This window comes from Shimia sediminis, from assembly GCF_003990645.1.
GTDB classification, from domain to species: Bacteria; Pseudomonadota; Alphaproteobacteria; order Rhodobacterales; family Rhodobacteraceae; genus Shimia; species Shimia sediminis.
Genome location: NZ_RYZK01000009.1, coordinates 137,334 through 160,930, shown reverse-complemented (window position 1 = coordinate 160,930; position 23,597 = coordinate 137,334). Strand labels below are relative to the sequence as shown.

Genomic DNA, 23,597 nt, shown 5'->3' with positions numbered 1-23,597 from the left:
CGGCGCATTTGCCAGAAACTCGCTTGTAGCTCCCATACAGAAACTCCCCTCAAACCAAAGAAGCCCCTGAATCGCAGATCAGGCGTCATGTCGTAAGTGTGGGGGCGGCGCACCGCTTACCAAACAGTTGTTATCTCGCCCCTATTGATTTCCTCCGGTACTTTGACGGCACCTGATTCAAACCGATAGATCATGAACGGTTCTTCGCCTAGCATTGCTGGATGAGTGTATTTTGCGGGCTTTGCAAAGCCGCCTCTACCACTCAAGTTTACCCGGCCTGCTTTCTGACTGAAGTTCCTCAGCTCTAAGAAGAATCGAGCAGCTTTGTCGTTTCGCAACTTATCTTGAACTTGTTCCCAATACTGCGAAAAGCCCGGCGTATGTGCGAGTTCTTTTTGAATAAGAAACGTCACCGATCTCGCTGCGGACAAAAATGCATTGAGATAGTATTGGAGCTCTATCGGGTGTTTTCCTTGAAGAAGCAGAGCAAAGTGCTCTGCTTCAAATAACCGCTCTTCTACCAACAGGAGAGAGGTTAGTCTTTTCACCGCGTAAACTTCTTATGCTTCAACCGCTTGGGCTCCAGAGCATCTGCGCCCAGACGACGTTTCTTGTCTTCTTCGTAGTCTTCGAAGTTGCCTTCGAACCATTCCACATGGGCTTCGCCTTCGAAGGCGAGGATGTGGGTGCAGATACGGTCAAGGAAGAAACGGTCGTGGGAGATGACCACGGCGCAGCCTGCGAAATCGACGAGGGCGTCTTCCAAAGCGCGCAGGGTTTCGACGTCGAGGTCGTTGGTGGGTTCGTCGAGGAGGAGGACGTTGCCGCCCTCTTTCAACAGGCGCGCCATGTGGACGCGGTTGCGTTCGCCGCCTGAGAGGAGGTTCAGCGGTTTTTGCTGGTCGCCGCCCTTGAAGTTGAAGGACGAGCAATAGGCGCGGGAATTGACCTGTGCGTCGCCGAGTTCGATGATTTCCGCCCCGCCCGAGATCGACTCCCACACGGTGTCCTTGTCGTTGAGGTCATCGCGGGACTGATCGACGTAGGACAGCTTGACGGTGTCGCCGTATTCGACGCTGCCGGTGTCGGGCTGTTCCTGACCGGTCAGCATGCGGAACAGGGTGGATTTACCCGCGCCGTTGGGGCCGATCACGCCGACGATGCCGCCGGGGGGCAGCGAGAACGACAGGTCCTCGATCAGCTGCTTGTCACCGTAGTGTTTGGCGATGTTGTTGACCTCGATCACCTTGGAGCCGAGGCGGGGGCCGTTGGGAATGACGATCTGGGCGCGGGCGAGTTTTTCGCGCTCGGACTGGTTGGCGAGGTCGTTATAGGCGTTGATCCGGGCTTTGGACTTGGCCTGACGGGCCTTTTGACCCTGACGCATCCATTCGAGCTCGCGTTCCAGCGTTTTCTGCTTGGATTTGTCCTCGCGGGCTTCCTGTTCCAGACGTTTGGCTTTCTGCTCCAGCCACGCGGAGTAGTTGCCCTCGTAGGGGATGCCCTTGCCGCGGTCGAGTTCGAGGATCCAGCCGGTGATATCGTCGAGGAAATAGCGGTCGTGGGTGACGATCAGGATGGTGCCCTTGTAGTCGATCAGGTGCTGTTGCAGCCAGGCGATGGTTTCCGCGTCGAGGTGGTTGGTGGGTTCGTCAAGCAGAAGCATTTCGGGGGCTTCGAGCAGCAGTTTGCACAAGGCGACGCGGCGTTTTTCACCACCCGAGAGGTTGGCGATCTCGGCGTCGTCGGGGGGGCAGCGCAGGGCCTCCATCGAGACGTCGATCTGGCTGTCGAGATCCCAGAGGTTCTCGGCGTCGATCTTGTCCTGCAGTTCGGCCATTTCCTCGGCGGTTTCGTCCGAATAGTTCATGGCGAGGTCGTTGTAGCGTTCCAGAATGGCCTTTTTCTCGGCCACACCCAGCATGACGTTTTCGCGCACGCTGAGGGACTCGTCCAGCTGTGGTTCCTGCGGGAGGTATCCGACCTTGGCGCCCTCGGCGGACCAGGCCTCGCCGGTAAAGTCCTTGTCGAGACCGGCCATGATCTTCATCAGGGTCGATTTACCGGCGCCGTTGACGCCGACCACACCGATTTTTACACCGGGGAGAAAGCTGAGATGGATGTTCTCAAAGCATTTCTTGCCGCCGGGATAGGTCTTGGAGACCCCCTGCATGTGGTAGACGTATTGATAGGATGCCATGGGACGACTCCGGGTTGGGTGTGTTTCGTGCTGAGGGGGGTGATAGCGGAAGGGGGGAGGGGGGGCAATGTGTTGCGTCAGGCCAAAGCTCGTCAATTGCCGCGCAGTAAGACCTGATTGAAGGATTCTCTTAGTTTTTGTCCGCGTACGGGGTGGACACGCTCGACCCATGTGATGCGACCATCGAGTGCAAATAGATACGACGCATCCCGACGCCGGGGATCATCGAGCGTCAGCAGATGGTGCAGCTCGGCGCGCAAATTGTCATAGTCACGACGGAGGATATTGATGTGGTCGTTAACGACGAGACCCGTCGTTACTTGGCACTGGGTTCGGGGCATTATGTGGGTCTTTTGTGGATTCACAACAAATCCGCTGTCCGCAATGATTTCTGGTACTGCGTGTTTCAGTGGAGTTGTGATCTCGCGCGGCCCTGAAAATGTAATGTCATCTGCGTACCGTGTGACCTGCGCGTCCAGGCGCCGCGCCAATCCCATCAATCTGCGATCCAGTGCATAGGCACTTAAGTTGGCGATGGCAGGTGACGTTGACGCGCCTTGTGGAAGGTGTCGGTTCGGAAGAAATCGATCATTCTCAAGTCTTAGGCGTTTCAGGACAAAAGCGGGTGTTATGACAGTTGTCAGGCCAGCGAGATGCCGTGCCACTGCATCTGGATATCCTAGGCAGCGAAACAGGCCAATCACCCTAGATTGTCGAACTGAAGGGAAGAAGGAGCGCAGATCAAATGTGACTACAACGTCTTCGCCACAGTGCTTTGACGCGGCCTGAAGGCAATCACGACCTCTTGTGAATCCAAACGAGATTTCGCTGGTCGGAACATGGTTCAAAATGCCCTTCAAGATGCGCTTTTGCAATGTTTTCAAGAACGGTTTGGGCTCTTCGATCAACCTCGCCTGTCCACTAGCCTTTGAGATGGTATGGTACCTATAATGTGGAGCAAAGGCGTTGTCGGTGGACGCTGACAGGCTTTTTAGGTCAGCAAATCTAGTCAGCTGATCTTGCGAGATCAAAAGCCAGTCTGCAAGGTCTGCGCAGGTGGCAAGGTGTGGGATATCCAAACCTTCCAAAGCAGGTGCGGGCAAAAACTCTGGTGTATCTATTCTTGAGCGCGGCCATACGTTCTTTTGGCGCGCGTAGTTCCAAACATCTGCAATCTCAGGGAGGCGGGACAAAGTTGTTGCCAGGTCAGATTGGCATGGTGAATAGGTCTTTGGATACCAGAGAAGTATTTCCGAGGCGAGATGGGAAGCAAAGGCCATGTGGCGTGGTGGCAGCCATCCCTCGAGATAGCGTAACAGAGCAGGATGGGACCAAGGCGTTGCGCAAAGTCCTGCGGCCAGAGATTGAGAAAACTGGATTAAATTCATGCGGCTACCAAATTTCGGCGAATGAGCACCCTTTCAACCTCACATGTCTGGCACAACCTGCGCTGGGTGAAGCCCAGTCAGGGTTTTGCGCCGAATGGCCAAGGTAACGTTGTTTGCGACGGGGATGCCCCGCCAAATTTGGGTAGAACCCAAAAGTCTTGAAAGGGGCCCATTCTTGTGGCTAGAGAGCAGGGGCAGAAGGATCAAGTCAAGCACAATCTTTGGTTGATTGACACTTGCCTTAGGAAATGTGGAGTCTGCGTAAGTTTGATGGGGAGATTTCCAATAAACGACACTTCACATATCCCTACCCCCCAAACCATCGGCCTCTTGGGCGGGTCTTTCGATCCGCCTCACTCCGGCCATGTGCATATCAGCCGGGAAGCGCTCAAGCGGTTTGGGTTGGATCGGGTGTGGTGGCTGGTGTCGCCGGGCAATCCTTTGAAACAGAGGGGGCCAGCCAGGTTGGAACGGCGGATGGCGGCGGCGCGCGCCTTGGTGGAGCATCCGCGCATTCATGTGAGTGATTTTGAGGCGCGCGCCGGGACGCGGTATACGGCCGAGACGATTGCGGCGTTGCAGGCGGCCTATCCGAAGGCGCGGTTTGTGTGGTTGATGGGGGCGGATAACCTCGCGCAGTTTCATTTGTGGAAGGACTGGCAGGAGATTGTTGCGCGCGTGCCGATTGGTGTGTTGGCGCGGCCCGGTGAGCGGGTTGAGGGGCGCACGGCGAAGATGGCGCAGGTGTTTCGGCATGCGCGGTTGCATCCGCGGGCCAGTCATTTGCTCGGGGCTTGTGAGGCGCCCGCGTGGTGTTTCGTGAATGTGCCGATGCGGGATATTTCCTCGACCCGGATCAGGGCGGAGGGGCGGTGGTCCTGAGGTTGTTAGGAAGAGCGCCTATTCAATGACGCCGACGCGATGCCTGCGCCGATGATGAGGATCAACCCTGCTATGGTGAAGGCGTCGGGCAGGTCGGAGAAGACCAGCCAGCCCAAGCCGACGGCAGCAAAGAGCTGAAAGTAGATGTAGGGCGCAAGCGACGAGGCCGGGGCGCGGGCATAGGCGAAAAGCAGGAGGAAGTTGCCGCCCATGGAAAAGAGCGCGCTGATCACGGTGAGGCCTGCCATCTCGGTGGTGATCGGCGGGATCGAGTTCCAGCAGAAAGGCGTCAGCATCACAAAGCTTAAGGCAAGTTGCGTGAAGAGCAGGCTGCCGGGGCGGCCCAGAGGGGCAAGCCAGCGCGAGGATGTGAGGTAGGCTCCGTAGAAAAGACCTGCCAGCACGGCCCAGAGCAGGCCGGGACTCATCGTGAGTGAGGGGCGGACCACCAGGAGGACGCCGCAGAACCCTAGGGCCATGAGCCCGCTGCGCAGGGGCGTGACCCGTTCACGCAGGAACAGGACCGACAGAAGGTAGCTGAAGATCGGGCCAATGAAGAAGGCGGCAAAGACATCGGCCAGGGGCGCGGTGCTGAGCGCGGTCTGGATAAAGCTGATGCCGCCGGTCAGGAACAGGGCGCGCAGCCAGATGCGCCAGTCTTTCATCAGGCGCAGCGTTTCGGGGCGCACCAGCGGCAGGGCCACAAGCGCACCGATGGCAAAACGGGACCAGGCGACGAAATAGGGGCTGGCCGCATATTCTGTTGTCAGGAGTTTGCCGGCCGTGTCACCTGCGGGGATCATCGACATGGCGATGAACATGATGAAAAGGGCCTGCCACATGGGCCGCGTTTAGCATGCAGATCCCCGCAGGCCTATGGTAAAAAATTTCCGGCGAGCGGGGCGTTTGTCGTGATTGAGCGGCTTGTGTGGCGGCGGCGGCTCTGGTTAACCTCTGGACATGGTTAAAGAGTTCTCCAGACGTGCCTTTTTGAGCGCCTTGGCGGCGGGTGTGGCAACTCCGGCGCTGGCCAATCCTCCGGCCACGTCGTTGCGTCCGAAACTGCGCCCGTCGGGCCTGCGACAGCGTGTGGCGCCCGGTGCGGGTGAGCTGATCCGTGCGGCGGGATTGAAGGGCAAAGTCGGGTTTGCGGTGGCGGATGCCAAAACCGGCCTGGTGCTGGAAGGGTTCGAGGCCGAGACCGGGTTGCCGCCTGCCAGTGTCACCAAGGCGGTGACGGCAATGTATGCGCTGGATACGCTGGGGGCGGGTTACCGTTTCGAGACACGGGTTCTGGCGACGGGGCCAGTGAGCAACGGGGTGCTCAAGGGCGATCTGGTCTTGGCCGGTGGGGGTGATCCGACATTGGATACGGATACGCTGGCGGCTTTGGCCAGCACGCTGAAGGCAAGTGGTCTTCGCGAGGTTTCGGGGCGGTTTCTGGTCTGGGGTGGGGCGTTGCCGTTTGTCCGGGCCATTGACCCCGGTCAGCCGGATCATGTGGGGTATTCTCCGGCAATTTCAGGGCTGAGCCTGAATTACAACCGGGTCTATTTTGAATGGAAGCGCGGCAGCGATGGGGCGTGGCGGGTGAGCATGGACGCGCGCTCGGAGAAATACCGTCCCGAGGTCGGCGTGGCCAAGATGCGGATCGTGAAGCGGCAGATGCCGGTCTACACTTATGAAAAACGGGGCAATACGGATCACTGGACGGTGGCCAGCGGGGCGCTGGGCAAGGGGGGCGGGCGGTGGTTGCCGGTGCGCCAGCCAGAGCTTTATGCGGGCGAGGTGTTCCGTACACTGATGCGGGCGCATGGGGTTGTTCTGAAAGCCCCAAAGAAGACCGGAACAGCCCCCGTGGGTGAGGTGATTGCGCGCCATCAGAGCATGGCATTGCGCGACATGCTGAAAGGCATGCTGAAGTATTCGACCAACATCACAGCTGAAATGGTCGGGCTGATGGCCACCCGAACCCGCGGGGTCAAGGCGGGATCACTGAAGGCGTCGGCCGGAGAGATGAACGCGTGGGCAGCAGGCGCATTGAACATGCCCAACGCTGCCCTTGTGGATCACTCGGGTCTTGGCGGTGACTCGCGGCTTCGGGCGGGCGAGATGGCACGTGCTCTGGCCAGTGCGTCGCGCCGGGCCGAGTTGCAACCGATCCTCAAGGACATCAAGCTGCGCGACAAACAGGGCAATGTGAAAAAGAACCCCGGCACCAAGGTCAAGGCCAAGACCGGGACGCTGAACTTTGTCAGCGGGTTGGCGGGCTATATCACGGCGCGGGATGGCACCGAGCTGACCTTTGCGATTTTTGTGGCTGACACGGGGGCGCGGCGCGTGATTGCGACACAGGACAAGGAACGCCCAAAGGGCGCGCGGAGCTGGAACCGAAAGGCCAAGGGGTTGCAACAGCGGCTGATCGAGCGGTGGGACAACCTTTATGGGGCGTGAGAGGCGTTACCCCTCTTGTTATTTTGGGGCTAAATCTGCCCTTGGCCGTTTGTCCAATAAGAACCCCAGGGTCAGTCGCGTACAATCACTGTCAGGTTCTCTTTGCCAGCCTTCCGCGTGAGCGCAAAGAGGATCTTGGCGTTGTCCGGGTGAAGGCGGACACAGCCAGCCGATGCCGGACGGCCCAAACGCGAAATCTGATCGGTGCCGTGGATCGCGTAATGCCCGTCATAAAAGATCGAATAAGGCATGGGGGCGTTGTTGTAGAGGCTGGACTTGTGATTGAGCGACAGCCATTGGGCGCCTTCATAAGTGCCAGAGGGGGTAATTTTGCCCTGGCGGGCAGTGGACACGGGCCAGGTGTACTTCTTCCAGCCGTTCACATGGACCGTCATGGTTTGCGAGGATTTGTCGACGCGGGCTTCGATCTTGCGGACGTCGAGAGCGTTGGCGTCGATGGGGGCGCTCCACAAAAGGAGCGTGCAGAAAAGGGCTCGGAGTAGGAATTGCATGCCTGTCCTGTTGTTGCTTTTGTTATGCCGAGAGTGGCACAGGACGAGAAAAAGTCAAACTTTGTCGCGAGTATGTGGAGTTAGCGGCCGACGGTCAGGGCACGCTCGATCACCGCTTCGATGTCTGTTTGGGTCAGGGTGCGTGGATTGGTCGCTGCGGCGCTATCCTGCAACGCCTTGGCAGCTATTGCGGGCGCGCAGTCGGCCGGGACGTCGATGTCGGACAGGGTCTTGGGGATTCCCAGTTGATCCAGAAGCCCGCAAACATGGGCATAAAAGGCGTCAAACGAGGTGTCGGTCAGCCCCATGGCCTGAGCCATTGGCGCAATGCGATCCGAGATGGCCGGTGCGTTGTAGCGCAGGACTGCTGGCAAAAGGATGGCATTGGTCAGCCCGTGCTGGGTGTTGTACTCGGCGCCGATCATGTGAGAGATCGCATGCACCAGCCCGAGCCCCTGGAGAAAGGCGATGCCGGAGAGGCAGGAGCCGGTCAGCATGGCGCCGCGGGCTTCCAGGTCGTTCGGCTTCGTGAAGGCGTGGGCAATGTGGCGCGAGGTGAGGCGCAGGCCTTCGAGCGCCATGGCGTCGCACAATGGGTGAAAGCCGGGGACGCAATAGGCTTCGATCGCGTGCACCATCGCGTCAACGCCGGTCCAGGCCGTGAGGTGGGGCGGCAGGGCGCGGGTGATCTCGGGGTCGAGCAGGGCGAGCGACGGTTTCAGGTCGGGATGCCAGATGCACCACTTCATGCCGCGACCTGTGTCGGTGATCATTGCGGTGCTTTCGGTTTCCGCACCGGTGCCGGCGGTGGTGGGGATGCAGATCAGCGGAGGAAAGGCCTGGTCGGCTGCAATTTGCGGCGGGGTCTGTTCGTACTCGAAGGCCCAGAGGTTTATGTCGTTGCGGGCCGTGAGCGCGATGGCCTTGCCACCGTCCATACCGCTGCCGCCGCCGATGGCGATCACGCCGTCGTGGGCGTTTTTGCGGAACTGGGCGCGCCCGGCCGCAATTTCATCGTCACGCGGGTTGGGAGAAATCTCGCTGTAGAGCGTGGCAGATAAGCCCAAAGCTGAGAGGTGCGACAGGAGATCTGCGATAAAGGGCAATCCAGCGCTGCCCCGGTCGGTCACCACCAAGGGGCTTTGGATACCAGCCGTGGCGCAAAAAGTTGTAATCTCGGCCAGGCGTCCTGGGCCGTAAGCGATGGGGACGGGAAAGCCCCAATTCTGTGCCTCTAGCAAGCTCATTCTGCGCCTCAGGTGATGTGCCGGGCGCGGGCGCCGCGTTCGATGCCCGCTGCGTGCAGGCGGTCGATGTTCAGCTCATACCGGATCTCTTCCAGGAGACGCAGTTCAGGTTCTGCAAGCGAGCCGTCGGCAGCGGCCACATCACAAGCCAAGGCGTAAGCGGTCTCATAAAGGCGCTCGGGCAGGCTGTCACGGATCAGACCAAAGAGTGCGGCCAGACCGTCCTCTTGCTCAAAGAGGTCAAAGACGGTTTGTGACACGGTCTTCATACGGTCGATGTCATAGTCGGCAAAGACGGGAAGGTTGTTGACCTGTGTCTGGATCTTGAGCAGTTCGGCAGTGCGAATGTTTTCGTCTGAGGCAGAAATTGCGACCATGACGGCGATGAGGCTGTCCTGGGGGGTTAGGGGGGCGGGAACGTCCTGGGCCACGGGCGGGCTCCTTCGTATGAGGTTTGTTGCAGTGCAGAATATTGACTGACAGGCCCGTGGGCAATAGGTAGCCGAGGATTGAGGGCACAAAGGGTGCCCGCCCGAATCCGGAGATGGACATGTCTGAACTGCGCGAAGCTGCACTTGTTTCGAAAGCCTGGCCCTTTGAAGAAGCGCGCCGGGTGTTGAAACGCTATCAGAAAGCGCCGCCGGAAAAGGGCTATGTGCTGTTTGAAACGGGGTATGGCCCCAGCGGCCTGCCGCACATCGGGACATTTGGCGAAGTTGCGCGCACGACGATGATCAAGACCGCGTTCGAGGTGATCTCGGACATTCCGACCAAGCTGATCTGTTTTTCGGATGATCTGGACGGGATGCGCAAGGTGCCGGGCAATGTGCCGAATTCGGAAGACTTGGTTCCGCATCTGCAATTGCCGCTGACCAAGGTGCCGGATCCGTTTGGCACACATGAGAGCTTTGGCCACCACAACAACGCCATGCTGCGGCGGTTCCTGGATACGTTCGGGTTCGAGTATGACTTTTACTCGGCGACCGAGTTTTACGGGTCGGGACAGTTTGACGAGGTGCTGAAGCGCGCGGTTGAGAAATACGATGACATTATGGCGGTCATGTTGGCGTCGCTGCGCGAGGAACGGCAACAGACCTATTCGATTTTCCTGCCGATTCACCCCGAAACGGGCCGGGTTCTTTATGTGCCAATGAAAGAGGTCAACGCCACCGATCACACCATCACCTTTGATGATGAGGACGGCAAGGAATGGACCCTGCCGGTGACCGGCGGCAACGTGAAGCTGCAGTGGAAGCCGGACTTTGGCGCGCGCTGGGCGGCGCTGGAAGTTGATTTCGAGATGTACGGCAAGGACCACAGCACCAACACGCCGATCTATGACAAGATCTGTCGCATCCTCGGCTGGCGGGCACCGGAGCATTTCACCTATGAGCTGTTCCTCGATGAGAACGGCCAGAAGATCTCGAAGACCTCGGGCAATGGGGTGTCGATTGACGAGTGGCTGACCTATGCCTCGACCGAGAGTCTTGCGTACTTTATGTACCAGAAGCCCAAGACCGCCAAGCGGATGCATTTCGACGTGATCCCCAAGGCGGTGGATGAGTATCATCAGCAGTTGCGGGCCTATCACGGGCAGGACATCAAGGCGCAGTTGAACAACCCGGTCTGGCATATCCACGGCGGGGACGTGCCGCAGTCGGATATGGTGGTGCCTTTCTCGATGCTCTTGAACATTGCGTCGGTGTCCAACGCCGAGGACAAGGAAACGCTTTGGGGCTTCATCAATAAATATGCGCCTGATGCGACGGCGGAGACCCATCCGGGGTTGGATGCGGCGGCGGGTCATGCGGTGCGCTATTTCCATGACTTTGTGAAGCCTGCGAAGGTGTATCGCGCGGCGGATGAGAAAGAGCGCAAGGCGTTGCAGGAACTGGCGGATGCCCTGAAGTCGGAAGAGGCGGCGCTGGCGGCGATTGCAGCCAAGAATGCGATGATGGGCAATGATGACCCCTTGCCTGCGGCAGACTTCAGCAGCGATGAGTTCCTGCAATCGGTGGTGTTCGCGATTGGCAAGACCAATGAATTCGAGCCACTTCGCGCATGGTTCGGGGCGATCTACGAGGTGCTTTTGGGTGCCGAACAGGGGCCGCGCTTTGGCAGCTTCATCGTGCTTTACGGGGTTGAAGACACTATTGCGTTGATCGAGAAGGCGCTGGCGGGCGAATTCGTCTGAGATACTTCCAAATAGCTGGTATCAAGTTGTGCGCGCCCTGGTCGGGCGCGCGCTTTGTTTTTGGGTATCAGCCTCCAGGTTCACCAAAGCAAATGGTTTGATAAGCGGGTGGGCGTGGTGCAGGGTTGGGCATGGAAACCGGATACGAACCACTGAATGTGTTGAAGCCGATTGGGCCGGATATCTGGATCGTGGATGGGCCAGCGATCCGGTTCTATGGGATGCCGTTTTCCACGCGGATGACGGTGGTGCGGTTGCAGAATGGCGATCTGTGGCTGCATTCGCCGACGGTGTTTGATGAGAGCCTTGCAGCCGCGTTACGCGCGATGGGGCAGGTGTCGCACCTGATTGCACCGAACTGGATACATTATGCCTATGTTGCCGAATGGAAAGAGGCCTTTCCCGAGGCGTTGACCTATGCTGCGCCCGGCGTGGCGAAGCGGGCAAAGTCACGGGGTGTGCAGATCAGCTTTGACCATGAATTGAGGGCTGCGCAGGCTGAAGAGGCTTGGCAAGGCGAAATCGAGCAGATGGTGGTGCAGGGCAGTCGAATCCATCACGAGGCGGTGTTTTTCCATACACGCTCGCGCACGCTGGTTTTGACCGATCTGATCGAGAATTTTGAGGCTCAGAACATTCCATGGTGGATGCGCCTGTTTGCGAAACCAGCGCATATTCTGGCGCCGGACGGACAGATGCCGCGGGACATGCGGATGACGTTTCGCGGGCGATACAATCGGCTGCGAAAAGCTGTTGAAACGATGATTGGCTGGGCCCCGGAGCGGATCATCATCGCTCATGGCAGGTGGTTTGACAGCGGTGCGGTGGCCGAGTTGCGGCGGGCCTTTCGGTTTGTGCTGAAGTAGCCTGCGTTTGACCATGCGCGCCACAGGCCTAGTTTTTGAAACTAGGAGGACAGGACATGCGCGTATGGATGGCAGGGGTCCTTGTGGCCTGGGCACCGTTGGCGGCGGTGGCAGAAGGTGGGATCGAGGCCGTGATCTCGGATCAGATCGCGGCGTTTCAGGCGGGGGATGCGGGCGCGGCCTATGCCATTGCCAGCCCGACAATCCAGCGTCTGTTCGGAGGCCCCGAGACCTTTACCGAGATGGTGCAGCGCGGGTATCCGATGGTGTGGAGGCCTGAAGAGTTGCGGTTTCTGGATCAACGTGAGATTGCCGGAAACATCTGGCAGCGCGTATTGATCCGCGACCAGCAAGGCGCGCTGCATGTGCTGGACTATCAGATGGTGCGTGTGGATGGCGCCTGGCGCATCAACGGGGTGCAGATCCTTGCCGCGCCAAGCACCGGGGCCTGAGCACCGTCACGGTGGTCTCGCAGACCCTTAAGACCCGCCTGATATTTCCCTTTCGATATGGCGTTGCCCGGCTTGGGGGCTCAGGAAAGGGATATCATGAACAAGGCGATTACGGATGGCGTGCTGTTGATGCCGCCTGCTTTTGCAAACGGTCTGAACGTATGGTCGAGCGGCGATGGGACGCCGGGATCAGACACATATGACGGGGCGGTGAATGCCGCCTTTGTACCGTCGGATCAGGATTTTAGCGGCTGTCTGGAGCTGCAGAAGACCGACTCGGTGCAGAAGCTGCGTTACATGGGAGAGACACCGATCCTGCCGGGGTGTTATCTGCGTGTGACCGCACGGGTGAAGGCGGTAAGCGGCAACTTGCCAAGTGTGCGCATCGCAGCCTGGGCCGGTGATGGTTCGAACGCCAACCTGAGCAGCGTTGTTCAGACCGGACCGTCAACGGCGTTGACCAGCTATGGCAGTGTCACAGAGGTATCAGCCATCGTGGGTGCAGGCGCGCGGGGTGGTGTGGACATGGCCTGGGGGCCTGATGCGGTCTATGGCCACTTTGGGCTGGACCTGACGGGTACTAATGGCGGCATTGTGCGCATTGACGACCTGATCATCGAGGACATCACCTCGGCTTTCCTGCGCACCATGATGAACTGGGTCGATGTGCGTGACTATGGTGCTGTTGGTGACGGGGTGACAGACGATGCGCCCGCCTTTCTCGCGGCAATCGCGGACGCCAGTGGGCGCGATGTGCTGGTGCCTTCGGGGACATTTTACCTGAATGACAATGTGACGTTCACCACCAGGGCGGTGTTTGAAGGCACGGTGACGATGCCGGAGGACAAGTACCTGTCCCTGACGCGAAACTTTGATCTGCCGAGTTACATTGAAGCATTTGAGGACGAAGAACTGGCGTTCAAAAAAGCGTTCCAATCGCTTTTGAACAACGCGGATCACGAGACTCTGGACCTGGGCGGGCGGCGTGTAACGATTTCGGCGCCGGTGGACATGCAGGCGGCGGTGAACAACCGCACCACATATGCGCAGCGCCGCGTGATCCGGAACGGGCAGTTTTATGTCAACGGTGACACAGTTTGGGAGCCGGATGTCGTGACCTCTGTGGCAACCTATTCGGTAAGTGACCCCAAGACCCTGACCAACGTCGCCAATGTGGCGAACATCCAGGTCGGCTCGTTGGTGGAGGGCAATGGGGTTGGCCGTGAAATCTATGTGCGCGCCAAGAACGAGGCAACGCAGGAGCTGACCCTGAGCCAGCCGTTTTTTGATGGCGAAGGCACGCAAAACCTGACCTTTACCCGTTTCAAGTACGTGTTGGACTTCACCGGGTTCGAAAAGCTGAGCCAGATGGTGATCTCGAACGTCGATTTCCTGTGCAACAGCAAGGCCAGCGGTGTGATCCTGTCCGACAGTGGCGTGGTGTTCCACGTACGCGATACGTTTTTCACCAAGCCCAAACATCGTGCCATCACGTCACCCGGTTACGGCTGTCAGGGCATGTTGATTGACCGTTGCCAGTTCCTCACGGCCGAAGGTGGCACCCCGGCGCAGGACCGGATATCGGTGGCGATCAATGCCAACGGCAATGACGTCAAAGTGCGCAACAACCGCGCCAGCCAGTTCCGTCATTTCCTTGTGGCGGGCGGGGCCAATACGATGGTCACCGGCAACCACTTTTTCCAGGGGGACTCGGAGACGGCGGGCCTGCGCACGGCCGGGATCATCATGGGGATTTCGCATTGTTCGACGACAATTGACGGCAATTACGTGGACAATTGCCATATCGAGTGGACCAACGAATACGATGCGGAGCCGGACTTTGACGGCGGATACTCATTCTCTGCGCTGAGTGTCACGGACAATGTTTTCCTGTCTGGGGACGTGGCGCCCTGGACGGCCTATCTGGTGATCAAGCCGCATGGCATCGGGCAATACATCACGGGTCTTTGTGTGACGGGCAACAAGTTCCGGTCGATCAAGGGAACGTCGATGGACAGGGTGGATCGGGTGGACACCAGTTATGCTGATCTCGACATGTCCAAGGGCAAGAACATTCTGTTCGAAGGCAACACGTTCCACGCCATCACAACCCCGGCCTACAATCCGCTGGTGGTCGAGCACGAGCAGAACACGCACGCCTCTACCTGGGTTGTCGACAGTGAGAAGCGTCTGCCCTTTGGCGGGCATGCGCGCGCTGTCGAAGCCGTGACGATGTTGAGCAAGATCAAGAACACGTCAAATGTGAATGAGTACACGGTGCCGTATGTTGATGTGGAACAGGGGGCGGACGGCGATCAGGTCAAGCTGAACTGGGAAAAGGCCGTCTCGGGTACCGTGGCTGTGCGGATGCGGATGGACTAGCGCCAGAAGGCGACCCATTCGATCAGGTCAAAGAGTTTGCGCGCCAACAAGAGCGAGGTCTGGCCGTCGAGCCAGATCAGATCATAGCCGAGACCTGCGATGATCACGATGGCCAAAAATACGGCAATCGGGTTGGTCATAAAAAAAGCGCCTCCGGATGCGTCTGGCTAAAGATATGCCCGACAGCGTCCGGAGGCGCAAGAATTTGTAGCGCAATGAAAGGGCTTAGAGTGAGCCCATCTTGGCTGCGACATCCGCCATGCGGCAAGAGAAGCCCCATTCGTTGTCGTACCATGCCAGAACACGCACGAGGCGGCCGCCGATGACCTTGGTCTGGTCGGCTGCAAAGATCGAGCTTTCCTCGGTGTGGTTGTAGTCGATCGAGACCAGCTTCTCTTCCGAGTAGCCAAGAACGCCCTTCATGGCGCCGGCGGAGGCTTCGGCCATGGCCGCATTGACGTCGGCTTCGGTCACGTCCTTCTTTGCGATGAAGGTCAGGTCCACAGCCGAGACATTGGGGGTCGGCACGCGGACGGCAGAGCCGTCCAGCTTGCCCTTGAGGTCGGGCAGCACTTCGCCCAGAGCCTTGGCGGCACCGGTGGACGTTGGGATCATCGACATGGCAGCTGCGCGGGCGCGGTAAAGGTCTTTGTGGCGGCGGTCGAGGGTCGGCTGGTCACCGGTATAGGCGTGGATCGTGGTCATGATACCAGATTCAATGCCGAACGCGTTGTGCAGAACCTTGGCCACGGGGGCCAGACAGTTGGTGGTGCAGGAACCGTTCGAGATCATGGTGTCCGAGGCTTCCAGCATCTCGTCGTTCACGCCGAAGACGATGGTCTTATCGACGTTTTTGCCTGGGGCGGACAGCAGTACTTTCTTGGCGCCACGCTCGAGGTGCTTCTTGGCTTTTTCGCCGTCGTTGAACTTGCCCGTGCATTCCATGACGACGTCGATGCCGTCCCAGTCCAGCTCGTCCATGTCGTAGGTCGAGTACATCTGCATCTCGCCGACGCCGAGGTCCATGGTGCCGTCACCAATGGTGACATCGTTGCGGAAGCGGCCATGTACCGAGTCATAGCGGATCAGGTGGGCAGCGGTGTCGAGCGGGCCCGTGGCGTTCACCTTGACCACCTTGACATCGTCGCGCGCGGTCTCGGCGATGTGCATGAGGGTGCAGCGGCCGATCCGGCCAAATCCGTTGATGCCAACAGTGACGGTCATGACGTTTCCTTTTTGTCGCAATATGGCCGCGATATACCGAGGCCGGTGACAGGGCGAAAGGGCAAACCCCGTTCTGCGTCAGCCTGTTAGCGATAAAAGAGACAGAATGTCCCCCGGTGGCGCTAACGATTGGGGTTTCTTATGACGACTCGGTCTGTTTGAGGCTTTTAAAATCGGCCAGAGCGGCGGCCCGCGATTCCTTTAGATCGGCGATGGGTCGGGGATATGTCTCGCCCAGCGTGACATTTGCCGTCTTGAGGACGTGGGCCGGAGCGTCCCAGGGGGCATGTAGGGATTTGTCGGGAAGGGCGGCCAGCTCGGGAACAAACTGGCGGATATAGGCACCGTCCCCATCAAACCTGGCGCTTTGCGTGACCGGGTTGAAAATGCGAAAATAGGGTGCCGCATCCGCGCCTGATCCCGCGACCCACTGCCAGCTGGCCGGATTGTTGGCGGGGTCGGCGTCAAACAGGGTGTCGTCAAACCATTTCACCCCGTGGCGCCAATGCAGGCGCAGGTTCTTGACGAGAAACGATGCAGCAATCATGCGGACCCGGTTGTGCATGTATCCGGTTTGCCAAAGCTCGCGCATGCCTGCATCCACGATCGGGATGCCCGTGCGACCCCGTTGCCAGAGCCGCAATGCTTGGTCGTCTTCTCGCCATGGGAACGCGTCGAATTTTATGTTCAGGTTGCGGCTGGCGATGTCTGGATTTCGAAACAGCAGGCTGTAGGAAAACTCGCGCCAGCCCAGTTCGGACTGAAAGTGATCGCGGTCCTGAGTGGCCGGCTGTGCTCGGGCGGCGTGCCAGACGGTATTTGGTGAAATCTCTCCAAAGGCGAGATGCGGGGACAAGCGGGATACATTGCTGCGCGCGGGGTGGTCGCGGCCCGTTTTGTACCCGGTCAGCCCCGAGGTCAGAAACGCTTCGAACCGTTGCGAGGCTCCGCCTTCGCCTGGGGTCCAGAGCTTCAGAACATGGTGATCCCAGCGCGGAGAGGGAGCGAGACCCAGATTGGCGACTGCATCGGGTTGGGTATTTACAGGCGCAAAAACGAGCGGGGCAGCAGGCAGCGGGGCGCGGGGCAGTGGAGCAGCGATGCAGCCCCTGCGAAAGAAAGGGGTGAAGACCTTGTAAGGCGAGCCATCAGGCTTGCTGACGTCCCACGGTTCCCACAACAGCGCACCATTGGCGCTGTGAACGGTAACACCAACTGATTTGAAGTAATCCTTCAATGTCATGTCGATCTCGATCCCCGGACCGTCGTAGCGCCGGGTCCAGGTCACGGTATTTGCTCCGAAGCGCGCGACAAGCTCGGGCAGGACATCGCGGGGGCTGCCTAAATATGTCCGCAGATGGCCCTCAAGCGAGGTGTTCAAAGCGTCAAGTGATCGGTGCAGCCAGGCAGCTGCTGCCCCACCCAGAGGCGCGTTAGGGTCACGAATGAAAACGGGAATGATCGCGCCCGTGCTGGCAGCATGGCTGAGCGCCGGATTGTCTGCCAGACGAAGGTCGCGTCGGAACCAGTGTATGGAAACTGTCATGCGCGGCAAACTAGCCCGCAGTCAGGCGCTGTCGAGGGACGCATCGCATTTCAGTTGTCCAGGGTCTCTGGCCGTAGTAGCGGCTACTCGCGGTGGTAGGCCAGATCGTTCAGGATCGGGCAATCCGGGCGGTTGTCACCGGCGCATTCGGCCACCAGATGCGAAAGGGTTTCACGCATGGATTGCAGCTGGGCAATCTTGTCGTCGATCCGGTCGAGGTGTTGCGTGGCAATGTCTTTCACATCGGCACTGGCCCGGGTTTCGTCCTCGTAAAGCGCCATCAGGGTACGGCAGTCTTCGATCGAGAACCCAAGGGTGCGGGCGCGGGCAAGGAAGGTCAGCTTGTGGAGGTCCGTGTCGTTGAAATGGCGATAGCCATTCTGCGACCGATTGGGCATCACGAGGCCAATGTCTTCATAATAACGGATGGTTTTTGCAGGCAGGCCGGATTTTTCGGCAATTTCTCCGATGTTCATGAGGCATCTCCGGGGGTTGATAGCGCAGGAATGCGGCGCAGGCGCAGGGCGTTTGTGAGCACAAAGACAGAGGACAGCGCCATGGCTCCGGCACCAAGCATGGGCGAGAGTTGCCAGCCGAGCAGCGGATAGAACAGACCTGCGGCCACTGGGATCAATGCAACGTTATAGGCAAAGGCCCAGAACAGGTTTTGACGGATGTTGCGCATTGTGCGACGTGACACATCCAGCGCGTTCAGAACGCCCGCCGGGTTGCCCGATGCCAGAACCACGTCGCCGCTTTCGATCGCGATGTCGGTGCCGGTCCCGATGGCGATGCCTGCATCGGCAATGGCGAGGGCCGGGGCGTCGTTGATGCCGTCACCGACAAAAGCCACAGGACCAAAGGTGTCTTGTAGCCGGACGACGGCCTCGGATTTGCCTTCTGGCAGGACTTCGGCTTCGACGTGGTCAATGCCGAGGTCAGCAGCGATGGCTTGCGCGGTGGCAGCGTTGTCACCTGTGATCATGGCAACCTTGAGACCGGCCGCATGCAGTCGGATCACGGTTTCGCGCGCACCCGGTTTGATCGGGTCTGCGACAGTAAGGAGGCCTGCGGCAGTGCCGTTTATGGCAACGTAAAACGGCGTCTGGCCCTTGGCCGCCAATGGGGTGGCTGATGCTTGTAACGTGGTGATGTCGATGCCCTCGCGTTGCATCAGGCGATCTGCGCCAATCAGAACAGCCTTGCCATCGACAATCGCGCGCACCCCAAAGCCGCTGATCGCCGAAAAGTCACGCACCGTGTCGAGCGACAGCCCCTTGTCCACGGCGGCCTGTTCAATGGCGCGGGCGATGGGGTGTTCCGACTGGCTTTCGACCGAGGCGGCCACACGCAGGACAGTGTCGCTGTCAAAGCCGCCAGTGGCTTCCAATGCGGTCAGTTGCGGCTTGCCCATGGTTAGGGTGCCGGTCTTATCAAAGGCGACGATCTGTGTGTCCTCAAGCCGCTGTAGCGCGTCGCCTTTGCGGAACAATACACCCATCCCGGCAGCGCGTCCGGTTCCAACCATGATGGATGTCGGTGTCGCAAGCCCCATGGCGCAGGGACACGCGATGATCAGGACAGAGACCCCGGCCACAAGCGCATGGGCGAGGCGTGGGTCAGGGCCAAAGGTCAACCAGCCAAGGATGGCCAGCAAAGCGATCAGGATGACGGCAGGTACAAAGATCAGAACAACGCGATCAGCCAGCGCCTGCACTGGCAGCTTGGCCCCCTGCGCCTGTTCGACCATGGCAATGATGCGCGCCAGCATGGTGTCGCGCCCAACGCTGGTTGCGCGGTAGGTCATCGTGCCCTGACCATTCAGGGTTCCGGCGACCACAGTGGCACCAGGGTTTTTTTCAACGGGCAAAGGTTCGCCGGTGATCATGCTTTCGTCGACATAAGAGCGGCCACTTTCCACGAGGCCGTCAACGGCGAATTTTTCACCGGGACGCAGGTGCAGAACGTCTCCGACACGGACCTGTTCAATGGGCAGTTCCAGAACCTGCCCGTCGCGGTCAACCCGTGCTGTTTTGGCCTGAAGGCCCACAAGTTTGCGCACGGCGGCCCCAGTGCGGCCTTTGGCGCGTGCTTCCATCCAGCGGCCCAGCAAGATCAGCGTTACGATCACGGCAGCGGCCTCGAAATAGACATTTTGCGCTCCGGCGGGCAAAAGGTCCGGGAAAAACAGCGAGACGGTGGAATACCCCCAAGCGGAAAGAGACCCCAGTGCCACGAGCGAGTTCATATCCGGCGTGCGCTTGGCCAGCAATGGCAGGCCCTTGGCAAAGAACACGCGACCAGGCCAGAGAAGCACAAGCGTTGTTAAGAAGAACTGCAGTGTCCAGGAGGTTTGCATGCCAATCGTGGCCATGACCCAGTGGTGAAAGGGCGGGTAGAGGTGCCCCCCCATTTCGAGGATGAAAACCGGCAGGGTTAAAACGGCGGCGATCTGGACGTTCCTGAGTGCGTCGGTTTGTTTTGCTTGCTCGGAGGCCGGCGCAGAGGCCTCATTCCTGCGAGGGGTGGCGGCATAGCCCGTATTTGTCGCAACATGGGCAAGGTCCGCGGCCGTCGCAGATCCGCGCAGCACAGTGATTTGCGCGGTTTCCGTGGCGAGGTTGACCGAGGCCTCAAGCACCCCGGGCACTGCGCGCAGGGCCTTTTCCACACGCGCTGAACACGAGGCGCAGCTCATGTCCGCAATGTCTAGCACAATCATGTCTTCGCGCGCCGGATACCCGGCACCGCGCAGGGTCTCGCGGATATCGGCGGCGTCGGCATCGGTCAACATGACAAGGCCGGTTTCACTGGCGAGGTTCACGCTGGCGGCGGTTTGGCCCGGCATGGCCTGAAGCGCGCGTTCGGCGCGCCCGGCACACCCAGCACAACTCATACCATCAATTTCAAAGCGCAAAGACATATCGGACATGGGACCTCCGGGGGTGGGTTTTAAATCCAGATAGAGCTTCCAGTAGTGGGAAGGTCAAGGCCTTGCAAGCCTTCCTGTCACAGGAATGTTGCACATTTCTTTGTGGATTGTCAGCACAGGCGTTCACAGCGGCTGGTCAATTGGCTAGCCTCGCCAAAGTATCGCAGCACAACCAAACAGGTGTCATGGTTCCAAGACCGTTCATAATCTCTCTTTTGGCTGCAATCCTGGTCGGGGTTTTTGTGAACAGGATTTCGGCGGTCTACTTTTCGGCCGAGGAAATGGACAAGGCGCTGGGACGCTTGTCATTGTATCGCAGTTCGGTGGTGGACGAAGTCGAGAGGTACTCTCATCTCACCCATATTCTGGCGAGGGACCCATTCGTGATCGAGGCTGCCGACGGCGGCGATACCGGTGCTTTGAACCGTCGGCTGGAGGAGTTTTCGCATCAGGCCGGTTTGGACGCGATCTACCTGATGGGGGAAAGCGGTTCTACGATTGCGGCCTCGAACCATGCGACTCCCGCGAGCTTTGTGGGGCAGAACTATGCTTTTCGACCCTACTTCAAAGACGCGTTTGCCGGTGGGCAGGGGCGGTTCTACGCGATTGGGGCCACGACAGGTCTGCCCGGATACTTCATTGCCGATGGTGTACGGGGCGCGGATCAAGCGATGTTGGGCGTGATCGCGATCAAGAAGAGCTTTGACGCTCTGGAGGAAAGCTGGAGCAATGCTGGTGAGCAGGTCATTTTGGCCAACGCTGATGGGGTCATTTTGTTGGCTTCCTTGCCGGATTGGCGATACCGGGTGCTGTCCCCGCTGACCGAGGCAAAGCGACAGGAAATCACCGAGGCACGGCAGTTTCCAAGACAACCGTTGGAGCCGCTTGACTGGCAGTCGCGCGGCGAGATGCGGGCAACAATTGCCGGCGATGAGAGGTTGCATCTGGTGGCGGATGATCTGCCGAACGGCTGGCAGCTGCACTATTTTGCCAGCGACGACAGGGCCGTAACACAAAGCTGGTTGGCGACTGCGGGTGTTGTTTTGCTGGCCGGATCATTGTTGATCGTGTTTCAGGTTCAGCGCGCCCGGCGCATCCAGCGCCGATTGCAGCGCTCTGAACGAGAAGAAGTAGTTTTACGCGAGGCGAACGCCAAGCTTGCGGTCGAGATTGGCGAGCGCAAGGCAGCGGAACAACGCCTGCGACATGCGCAAAGTGATCTGGAACGGGCCAGCCGACTGGCCGCACTGGGTCAGCTGTCGGCGTCGGTGACCCATGAGTTGGGTCAACCCATTGCTGCCATGCGCAACCATCTGGCTGCGGCTGAGTTGAAGGGAAACACCGGGGCATTGTCCGGCAGTATTGCCGGGCTGGTCGACCGCATGGAAGGCATCACAAGGCAGCTTAAGTTCTTTGCCAGCCCCGAGGCCGAACCCTTTGAGGCGTTCGATTTGCGCGATGCCATGCAGGCGGCTTTGGCGCTGATGACGCCGAACATCGAGGAGACCGGCACTGATGTGGTCGTGGATCAGCCGGACTCTGCAATATGTGTGCGTGGCATCAGGCTACGGATTGAGCAAGTGATGACCAATGTGCTGCGCAATGCGATAGACGCCGTAGAAGATGTCAGCGATCCAAAGGTGCGGGTGCGCATCGGAGCAGCTTCGGGTGAGGCCTGGTTCGAGGTGGAAGATAACGGTCATGGGCTGGGTCCACGCACGCTGCAGGAATTGCAGGAACCCTTTGTTACCACGCGCGAGAGCGGCCAGGGGATGGGGCTGGGCCTTGCGATTTCGGCAAGCATCATCAAGGATCACGAGGGAACCATGACTGGCAAGAACAGCGCGAACGGCGGGGCGGTGTTCCGGGTGACAATCCCCGTGACGGAACGGAATGAGGATGCCGCATGACCAACATCCAGCCCTATAGCATTCTGGTTGTCGACGACGACAAGGCAATGCGCCAATCGTTGATCGAACTCCTAAACGCCGCAGGTTGGGCCGCCGAGGCGGTGCCGAGGGCAGAAGCCGCGCTGGACCGGCTGGAAGCCTTTGGTCCGGACGTGATCCTGTCCGATGTTCGGATGCCGGGCATGTCGGGAATGGATTTGCTCAATCATCTTCGCAAGCGACCCCATGCGCCGCCGCTGGTACTGATCTCTGCGCATGGGGATATCCCCATGGCCGTGCAGGCCATGCAGGACGGGGCCTATAGCTTTGTCGAAAAACCCTATGAACCGCGCCGGTTGTTGACGATCCTCACCCATGCCGCGGATCAATCGCGGATGCGGCTTTCGAATGAAAGGCTGAAGCAAAGACTGTTCCAGCTGTCCGGATTGGACCGAGTGATGCTGGGGGAAACCGCCGTTTTGGTCGACCTTCGCCATCAAATCCTGGATTTGGCCGCGATGGATGCAGCGGTTTTGATCGAAGGGGAAACCGGAACCGGAAAAGAAGTTGCGGCGCGCGCGCTGCATGATCTGAGCCCGCGCGCGGATCGACCGTTTCTGGCGTTGAATTGTGCTGCCTTGTCTGCGGATAGTTTTGAAGCCGAGATGTTTGGTGTGGAACGTCAGAGCGAGGGGCGGTTGCTCGCGGCATCAGGCGGTACGCTGTTTCTGGACGAGGTTGGCATGTGCCCGCTGCCGGTACAGGCCAAGCTTTTGCGCGTGATTGAAGATGGGCAGGTTTTGCCGGTTGGGGCATCCCGTCCGGTATCGGTCGACCTGCGGGTGGTGTCAGCCACGAATGTCGATGTGGATGCGGCCGTCAACGACGGCGGGCTGAGGCAGGATCTCTTGTTCCGACTCAACACATTTGTTCTGAGCCTGCCGCCGCTGAGGCAGCGCCGAGATGATCTGACCTTGTTGGCGTCGCATTTTCTTGCCGATTACGCGCGTATCCACGAGGGATCCGTGCCCGAAATCGACCATGACGATCTGGCAGCGCTGATGGCGCACGACTGGCCTGGCAATGTGCGCGAACTGCGCAATGCCTGTGAGCGTCGGGTATTGGCAGCGCGGCGCAGCACCGGGTCGATGGCCGAGGCGATCCGTGCAGATCAAAAGCTGGATGACGTCCCGGATACGCTGCGCGAAGCGGTTGCGAGTTTTGAGCGTGAGGTGATCAGTAAGGCGATCAAGGCGCATGAAGGTCGCATGGACGCAGCCGCCAAAGCCCTAGGGATCGGGCGGCGTACGCTGAACGAAAAAATTGTCAAACTGGGTCTCGACAAAGACGCTATTCTGTAGCGGAATTGGCCCTGCGGATTTTCGCAGGGCTGTGTGGCGTTGGCGCGCGTTTTCCTTCATGGGCAAGC

The 23,597-nt window shown here is 59.3% G+C and carries 20 protein-coding genes; 8 read left to right on the top strand and 12 right to left on the bottom strand.

From position 1 onward, the window contains the following. Positions 1 to 116: 116 nt before the first annotated feature. The 3 genes from EK369_RS17145 to EK369_RS17135 form a co-directional block, all read right to left on the bottom strand. Positions 117 to 548: an Ea47 family protein gene (locus EK369_RS17145; protein WP_127115492.1), complete on the bottom strand. Its 432-nt coding sequence runs from the start codon at positions 546 to 548 to the stop codon at positions 117 to 119. Continuing rightward, a complete protein-coding gene (gene ettA, locus EK369_RS17140) occupies positions 545 to 2,200 on the bottom strand; it encodes an energy-dependent translational throttle protein EttA (protein WP_127115491.1) in 1,656 nt (551 codons plus the stop codon). Before ettA ends, EK369_RS17145 begins: the two co-directional genes overlap by 4 nt. 92 nt (positions 2,201 to 2,292) lie before the next feature. Next, the gene (locus EK369_RS17135) at positions 2,293 to 3,480 is read right to left on the bottom strand and encodes a reverse transcriptase family protein (RefSeq protein ID WP_164727031.1); all 1,188 of its coding nucleotides are present in this window, start codon (positions 3,478 to 3,480) and stop codon (positions 2,293 to 2,295) included. Positions 3,481 to 3,858: 378 nt separating this feature from the next. On the opposite strand from EK369_RS17135, the gene EK369_RS17130 reads away from it, so the two are divergent. Then, on the top strand, positions 3,859 to 4,470 hold the full coding sequence (locus tag EK369_RS17130) for a nicotinate-nucleotide adenylyltransferase (protein WP_127115489.1): 612 nt from the start codon (positions 3,859 to 3,861) through the stop codon (positions 4,468 to 4,470). Between the two features lie 5 nt (positions 4,471 to 4,475). On the opposite strand, the gene EK369_RS17125 is transcribed toward EK369_RS17130, so the two are convergent. Further along, a complete protein-coding gene (locus EK369_RS17125; RefSeq protein WP_127115488.1) occupies positions 4,476 to 5,312 on the bottom strand; it encodes a DMT family transporter in 837 nt (278 codons plus the stop codon). A gap of 118 nt (positions 5,313 to 5,430) precedes the next feature. On the opposite strand from EK369_RS17125, the gene dacB reads away from it, so the two are divergent. Further along, the gene (dacB, locus tag EK369_RS17120) at positions 5,431 to 6,924 is read left to right on the top strand and encodes a D-alanyl-D-alanine carboxypeptidase/D-alanyl-D-alanine endopeptidase (protein ID WP_127115487.1); all 1,494 of its coding nucleotides are present in this window, start codon (positions 5,431 to 5,433) and stop codon (positions 6,922 to 6,924) included. A gap of 71 nt (positions 6,925 to 6,995) precedes the next feature. On the opposite strand, the gene EK369_RS17115 is transcribed toward dacB, so the two are convergent. The 3 genes from EK369_RS17115 to EK369_RS17105 all read right to left on the bottom strand — a co-directional run bounded on the left by EK369_RS17115 (position 6,996) and on the right by EK369_RS17105 (position 9,114). After that, positions 6,996 to 7,436, bottom strand: coding sequence for a L,D-transpeptidase (locus EK369_RS17115; protein WP_127115486.1), 441 nt, complete (start codon positions 7,434 to 7,436; stop codon positions 6,996 to 6,998). Between the two features lie 80 nt (positions 7,437 to 7,516). Next, positions 7,517 to 8,683, bottom strand: coding sequence for an iron-containing alcohol dehydrogenase (locus EK369_RS17110; protein ID WP_127115485.1), 1,167 nt, complete (start codon positions 8,681 to 8,683; stop codon positions 7,517 to 7,519). An 8-nt stretch (positions 8,684 to 8,691) separates the two neighbouring features. Then, a complete protein-coding gene (locus tag EK369_RS17105) occupies positions 8,692 to 9,114 on the bottom strand; it encodes a tellurite resistance TerB family protein (RefSeq protein ID WP_127115484.1) in 423 nt (140 codons plus the stop codon). 119 nt (positions 9,115 to 9,233) lie between these two features. Here EK369_RS17105 and EK369_RS17100 point away from each other — a divergent pair, with 119 nt between their 5' ends. From EK369_RS17100 to EK369_RS17085, 4 genes are all read left to right on the top strand, one after another. Further along, a complete protein-coding gene (locus EK369_RS17100; protein ID WP_127115483.1) occupies positions 9,234 to 10,877 on the top strand; it encodes a lysine--tRNA ligase in 1,644 nt (547 codons plus the stop codon). A 131-nt stretch (positions 10,878 to 11,008) separates the two neighbouring features. After that, positions 11,009 to 11,743, top strand: coding sequence for a DUF4336 domain-containing protein (locus EK369_RS17095; RefSeq protein WP_127115482.1), 735 nt, complete (start codon positions 11,009 to 11,011; stop codon positions 11,741 to 11,743). Between the two features lie 56 nt (positions 11,744 to 11,799). Next, positions 11,800 to 12,195, top strand: coding sequence for a DUF4864 domain-containing protein (locus EK369_RS17090; RefSeq protein WP_127115481.1), 396 nt, complete (start codon positions 11,800 to 11,802; stop codon positions 12,193 to 12,195). Between the two features lie 96 nt (positions 12,196 to 12,291). Then, the gene (locus tag EK369_RS17085) at positions 12,292 to 14,577 is read left to right on the top strand and encodes a glycosyl hydrolase family 28-related protein (protein ID WP_127115480.1); all 2,286 of its coding nucleotides are present in this window, start codon (positions 12,292 to 12,294) and stop codon (positions 14,575 to 14,577) included. Here EK369_RS17085 and EK369_RS21845 read toward each other — a convergent pair. From EK369_RS21845 to EK369_RS17065, 5 genes are all read right to left on the bottom strand, one after another. After that, positions 14,574 to 14,717 (bottom strand): hypothetical protein, encoded by a 144-nt coding sequence (locus tag EK369_RS21845; protein ID WP_164727030.1) that lies wholly within the window; start codon positions 14,715 to 14,717, stop codon positions 14,574 to 14,576. The two genes, EK369_RS17085 and EK369_RS21845, sit on opposite strands and share 4 nt — an antisense overlap. An 85-nt stretch (positions 14,718 to 14,802) precedes the next feature. Further along, positions 14,803 to 15,801, bottom strand: coding sequence for a type I glyceraldehyde-3-phosphate dehydrogenase (gene gap / locus EK369_RS17080; protein ID WP_127115479.1), 999 nt, complete (start codon positions 15,799 to 15,801; stop codon positions 14,803 to 14,805). A 139-nt stretch (positions 15,802 to 15,940) separates the two neighbouring features. Then, positions 15,941 to 17,347 (bottom strand): cryptochrome/photolyase family protein, encoded by a 1,407-nt coding sequence (locus EK369_RS17075; RefSeq protein ID WP_127115478.1) that lies wholly within the window; start codon positions 17,345 to 17,347, stop codon positions 15,941 to 15,943. Between the two features lie 83 nt (positions 17,348 to 17,430). Then, a complete protein-coding gene (gene cueR, locus EK369_RS17070) occupies positions 17,431 to 17,823 on the bottom strand; it encodes a Cu(I)-responsive transcriptional regulator (protein ID WP_127115477.1) in 393 nt (130 codons plus the stop codon). Continuing rightward, positions 17,820 to 20,279, bottom strand: a complete 2,460-nt coding sequence (locus EK369_RS17065) for a heavy metal translocating P-type ATPase (RefSeq protein WP_127115476.1) — start codon at positions 20,277 to 20,279, stop codon at positions 17,820 to 17,822. The genes cueR and EK369_RS17065 overlap by 4 nt, the downstream gene beginning before the upstream one ends. A gap of 185 nt (positions 20,280 to 20,464) precedes the next feature. Between EK369_RS17065 and EK369_RS17060 the strand changes: the two genes are divergently transcribed. Both EK369_RS17060 and EK369_RS17055 read left to right on the top strand, forming a co-directional pair. Continuing rightward, the gene (locus EK369_RS17060; RefSeq protein WP_127115475.1) at positions 20,465 to 22,189 is read left to right on the top strand and encodes a sensor histidine kinase; all 1,725 of its coding nucleotides are present in this window, start codon (positions 20,465 to 20,467) and stop codon (positions 22,187 to 22,189) included. Further along, positions 22,186 to 23,529 carry a sigma-54-dependent transcriptional regulator gene (locus EK369_RS17055; RefSeq protein ID WP_127115474.1) on the top strand — a complete coding sequence of 448 codons (1,344 nt, stop codon included), beginning with the start codon at positions 22,186 to 22,188 and terminating at the stop codon, positions 23,527 to 23,529. The genes EK369_RS17060 and EK369_RS17055 overlap by 4 nt, the downstream gene beginning before the upstream one ends. Positions 23,530 to 23,597: the final 68 nt, after the last annotated feature.

Bases quoted from the DNA above. Each gene is read 5' to 3' on its own strand.
- ettA (WP_127115491.1), bottom strand. From the start codon at position 2,200: ATGGCATCCTATCAATACGTCTACCACATGCAGGGGGTCTCCAAGACC.
- EK369_RS17135 (WP_164727031.1), bottom strand. From the start codon at position 3,480: ATGGCCTTTGCTTCCCATCTCGCCTCGGAAATACTTCTCTGGTATCCA.
- EK369_RS17130 (WP_127115489.1), top strand. From the start codon at position 3,859: ATGGGGAGATTTCCAATAAACGACACTTCACATATCCCTACCCCCCAA.
- EK369_RS17125 (WP_127115488.1), bottom strand. From the start codon at position 5,312: ATGTGGCAGGCCCTTTTCATCATGTTCATCGCCATGTCGATGATCCCC.
- dacB (WP_127115487.1), top strand. From the start codon at position 5,431: ATGGTTAAAGAGTTCTCCAGACGTGCCTTTTTGAGCGCCTTGGCGGCG.
- EK369_RS17115 (WP_127115486.1), bottom strand. From the start codon at position 7,436: ATGCAATTCCTACTCCGAGCCCTTTTCTGCACGCTCCTTTTGTGGAGC.
- EK369_RS17110 (WP_127115485.1), bottom strand. From the start codon at position 8,683: ATGAGCTTGCTAGAGGCACAGAATTGGGGCTTTCCCGTCCCCATCGCT.
- EK369_RS17100 (WP_127115483.1), top strand. From the start codon at position 9,234: ATGTCTGAACTGCGCGAAGCTGCACTTGTTTCGAAAGCCTGGCCCTTT.
- EK369_RS17095 (WP_127115482.1), top strand. From the start codon at position 11,009: ATGGAAACCGGATACGAACCACTGAATGTGTTGAAGCCGATTGGGCCG.
- EK369_RS17090 (WP_127115481.1), top strand. From the start codon at position 11,800: ATGCGCGTATGGATGGCAGGGGTCCTTGTGGCCTGGGCACCGTTGGCG.
- EK369_RS17085 (WP_127115480.1), top strand. From the start codon at position 12,292: ATGAACAAGGCGATTACGGATGGCGTGCTGTTGATGCCGCCTGCTTTT.
- EK369_RS21845 (WP_164727030.1), bottom strand. From the start codon at position 14,717: ATGACCAACCCGATTGCCGTATTTTTGGCCATCGTGATCATCGCAGGT.
- gap (WP_127115479.1), bottom strand. From the start codon at position 15,801: ATGACCGTCACTGTTGGCATCAACGGATTTGGCCGGATCGGCCGCTGC.
- EK369_RS17075 (WP_127115478.1), bottom strand. From the start codon at position 17,347: ATGACAGTTTCCATACACTGGTTCCGACGCGACCTTCGTCTGGCAGAC.
- cueR (WP_127115477.1), bottom strand. From the start codon at position 17,823: ATGAACATCGGAGAAATTGCCGAAAAATCCGGCCTGCCTGCAAAAACC.
- EK369_RS17065 (WP_127115476.1), bottom strand. From the start codon at position 20,279: ATGTCCGATATGTCTTTGCGCTTTGAAATTGATGGTATGAGTTGTGCT.
- EK369_RS17060 (WP_127115475.1), top strand. From the start codon at position 20,465: ATGGTTCCAAGACCGTTCATAATCTCTCTTTTGGCTGCAATCCTGGTC.
- EK369_RS17055 (WP_127115474.1), top strand. From the start codon at position 22,186: ATGACCAACATCCAGCCCTATAGCATTCTGGTTGTCGACGACGACAAG.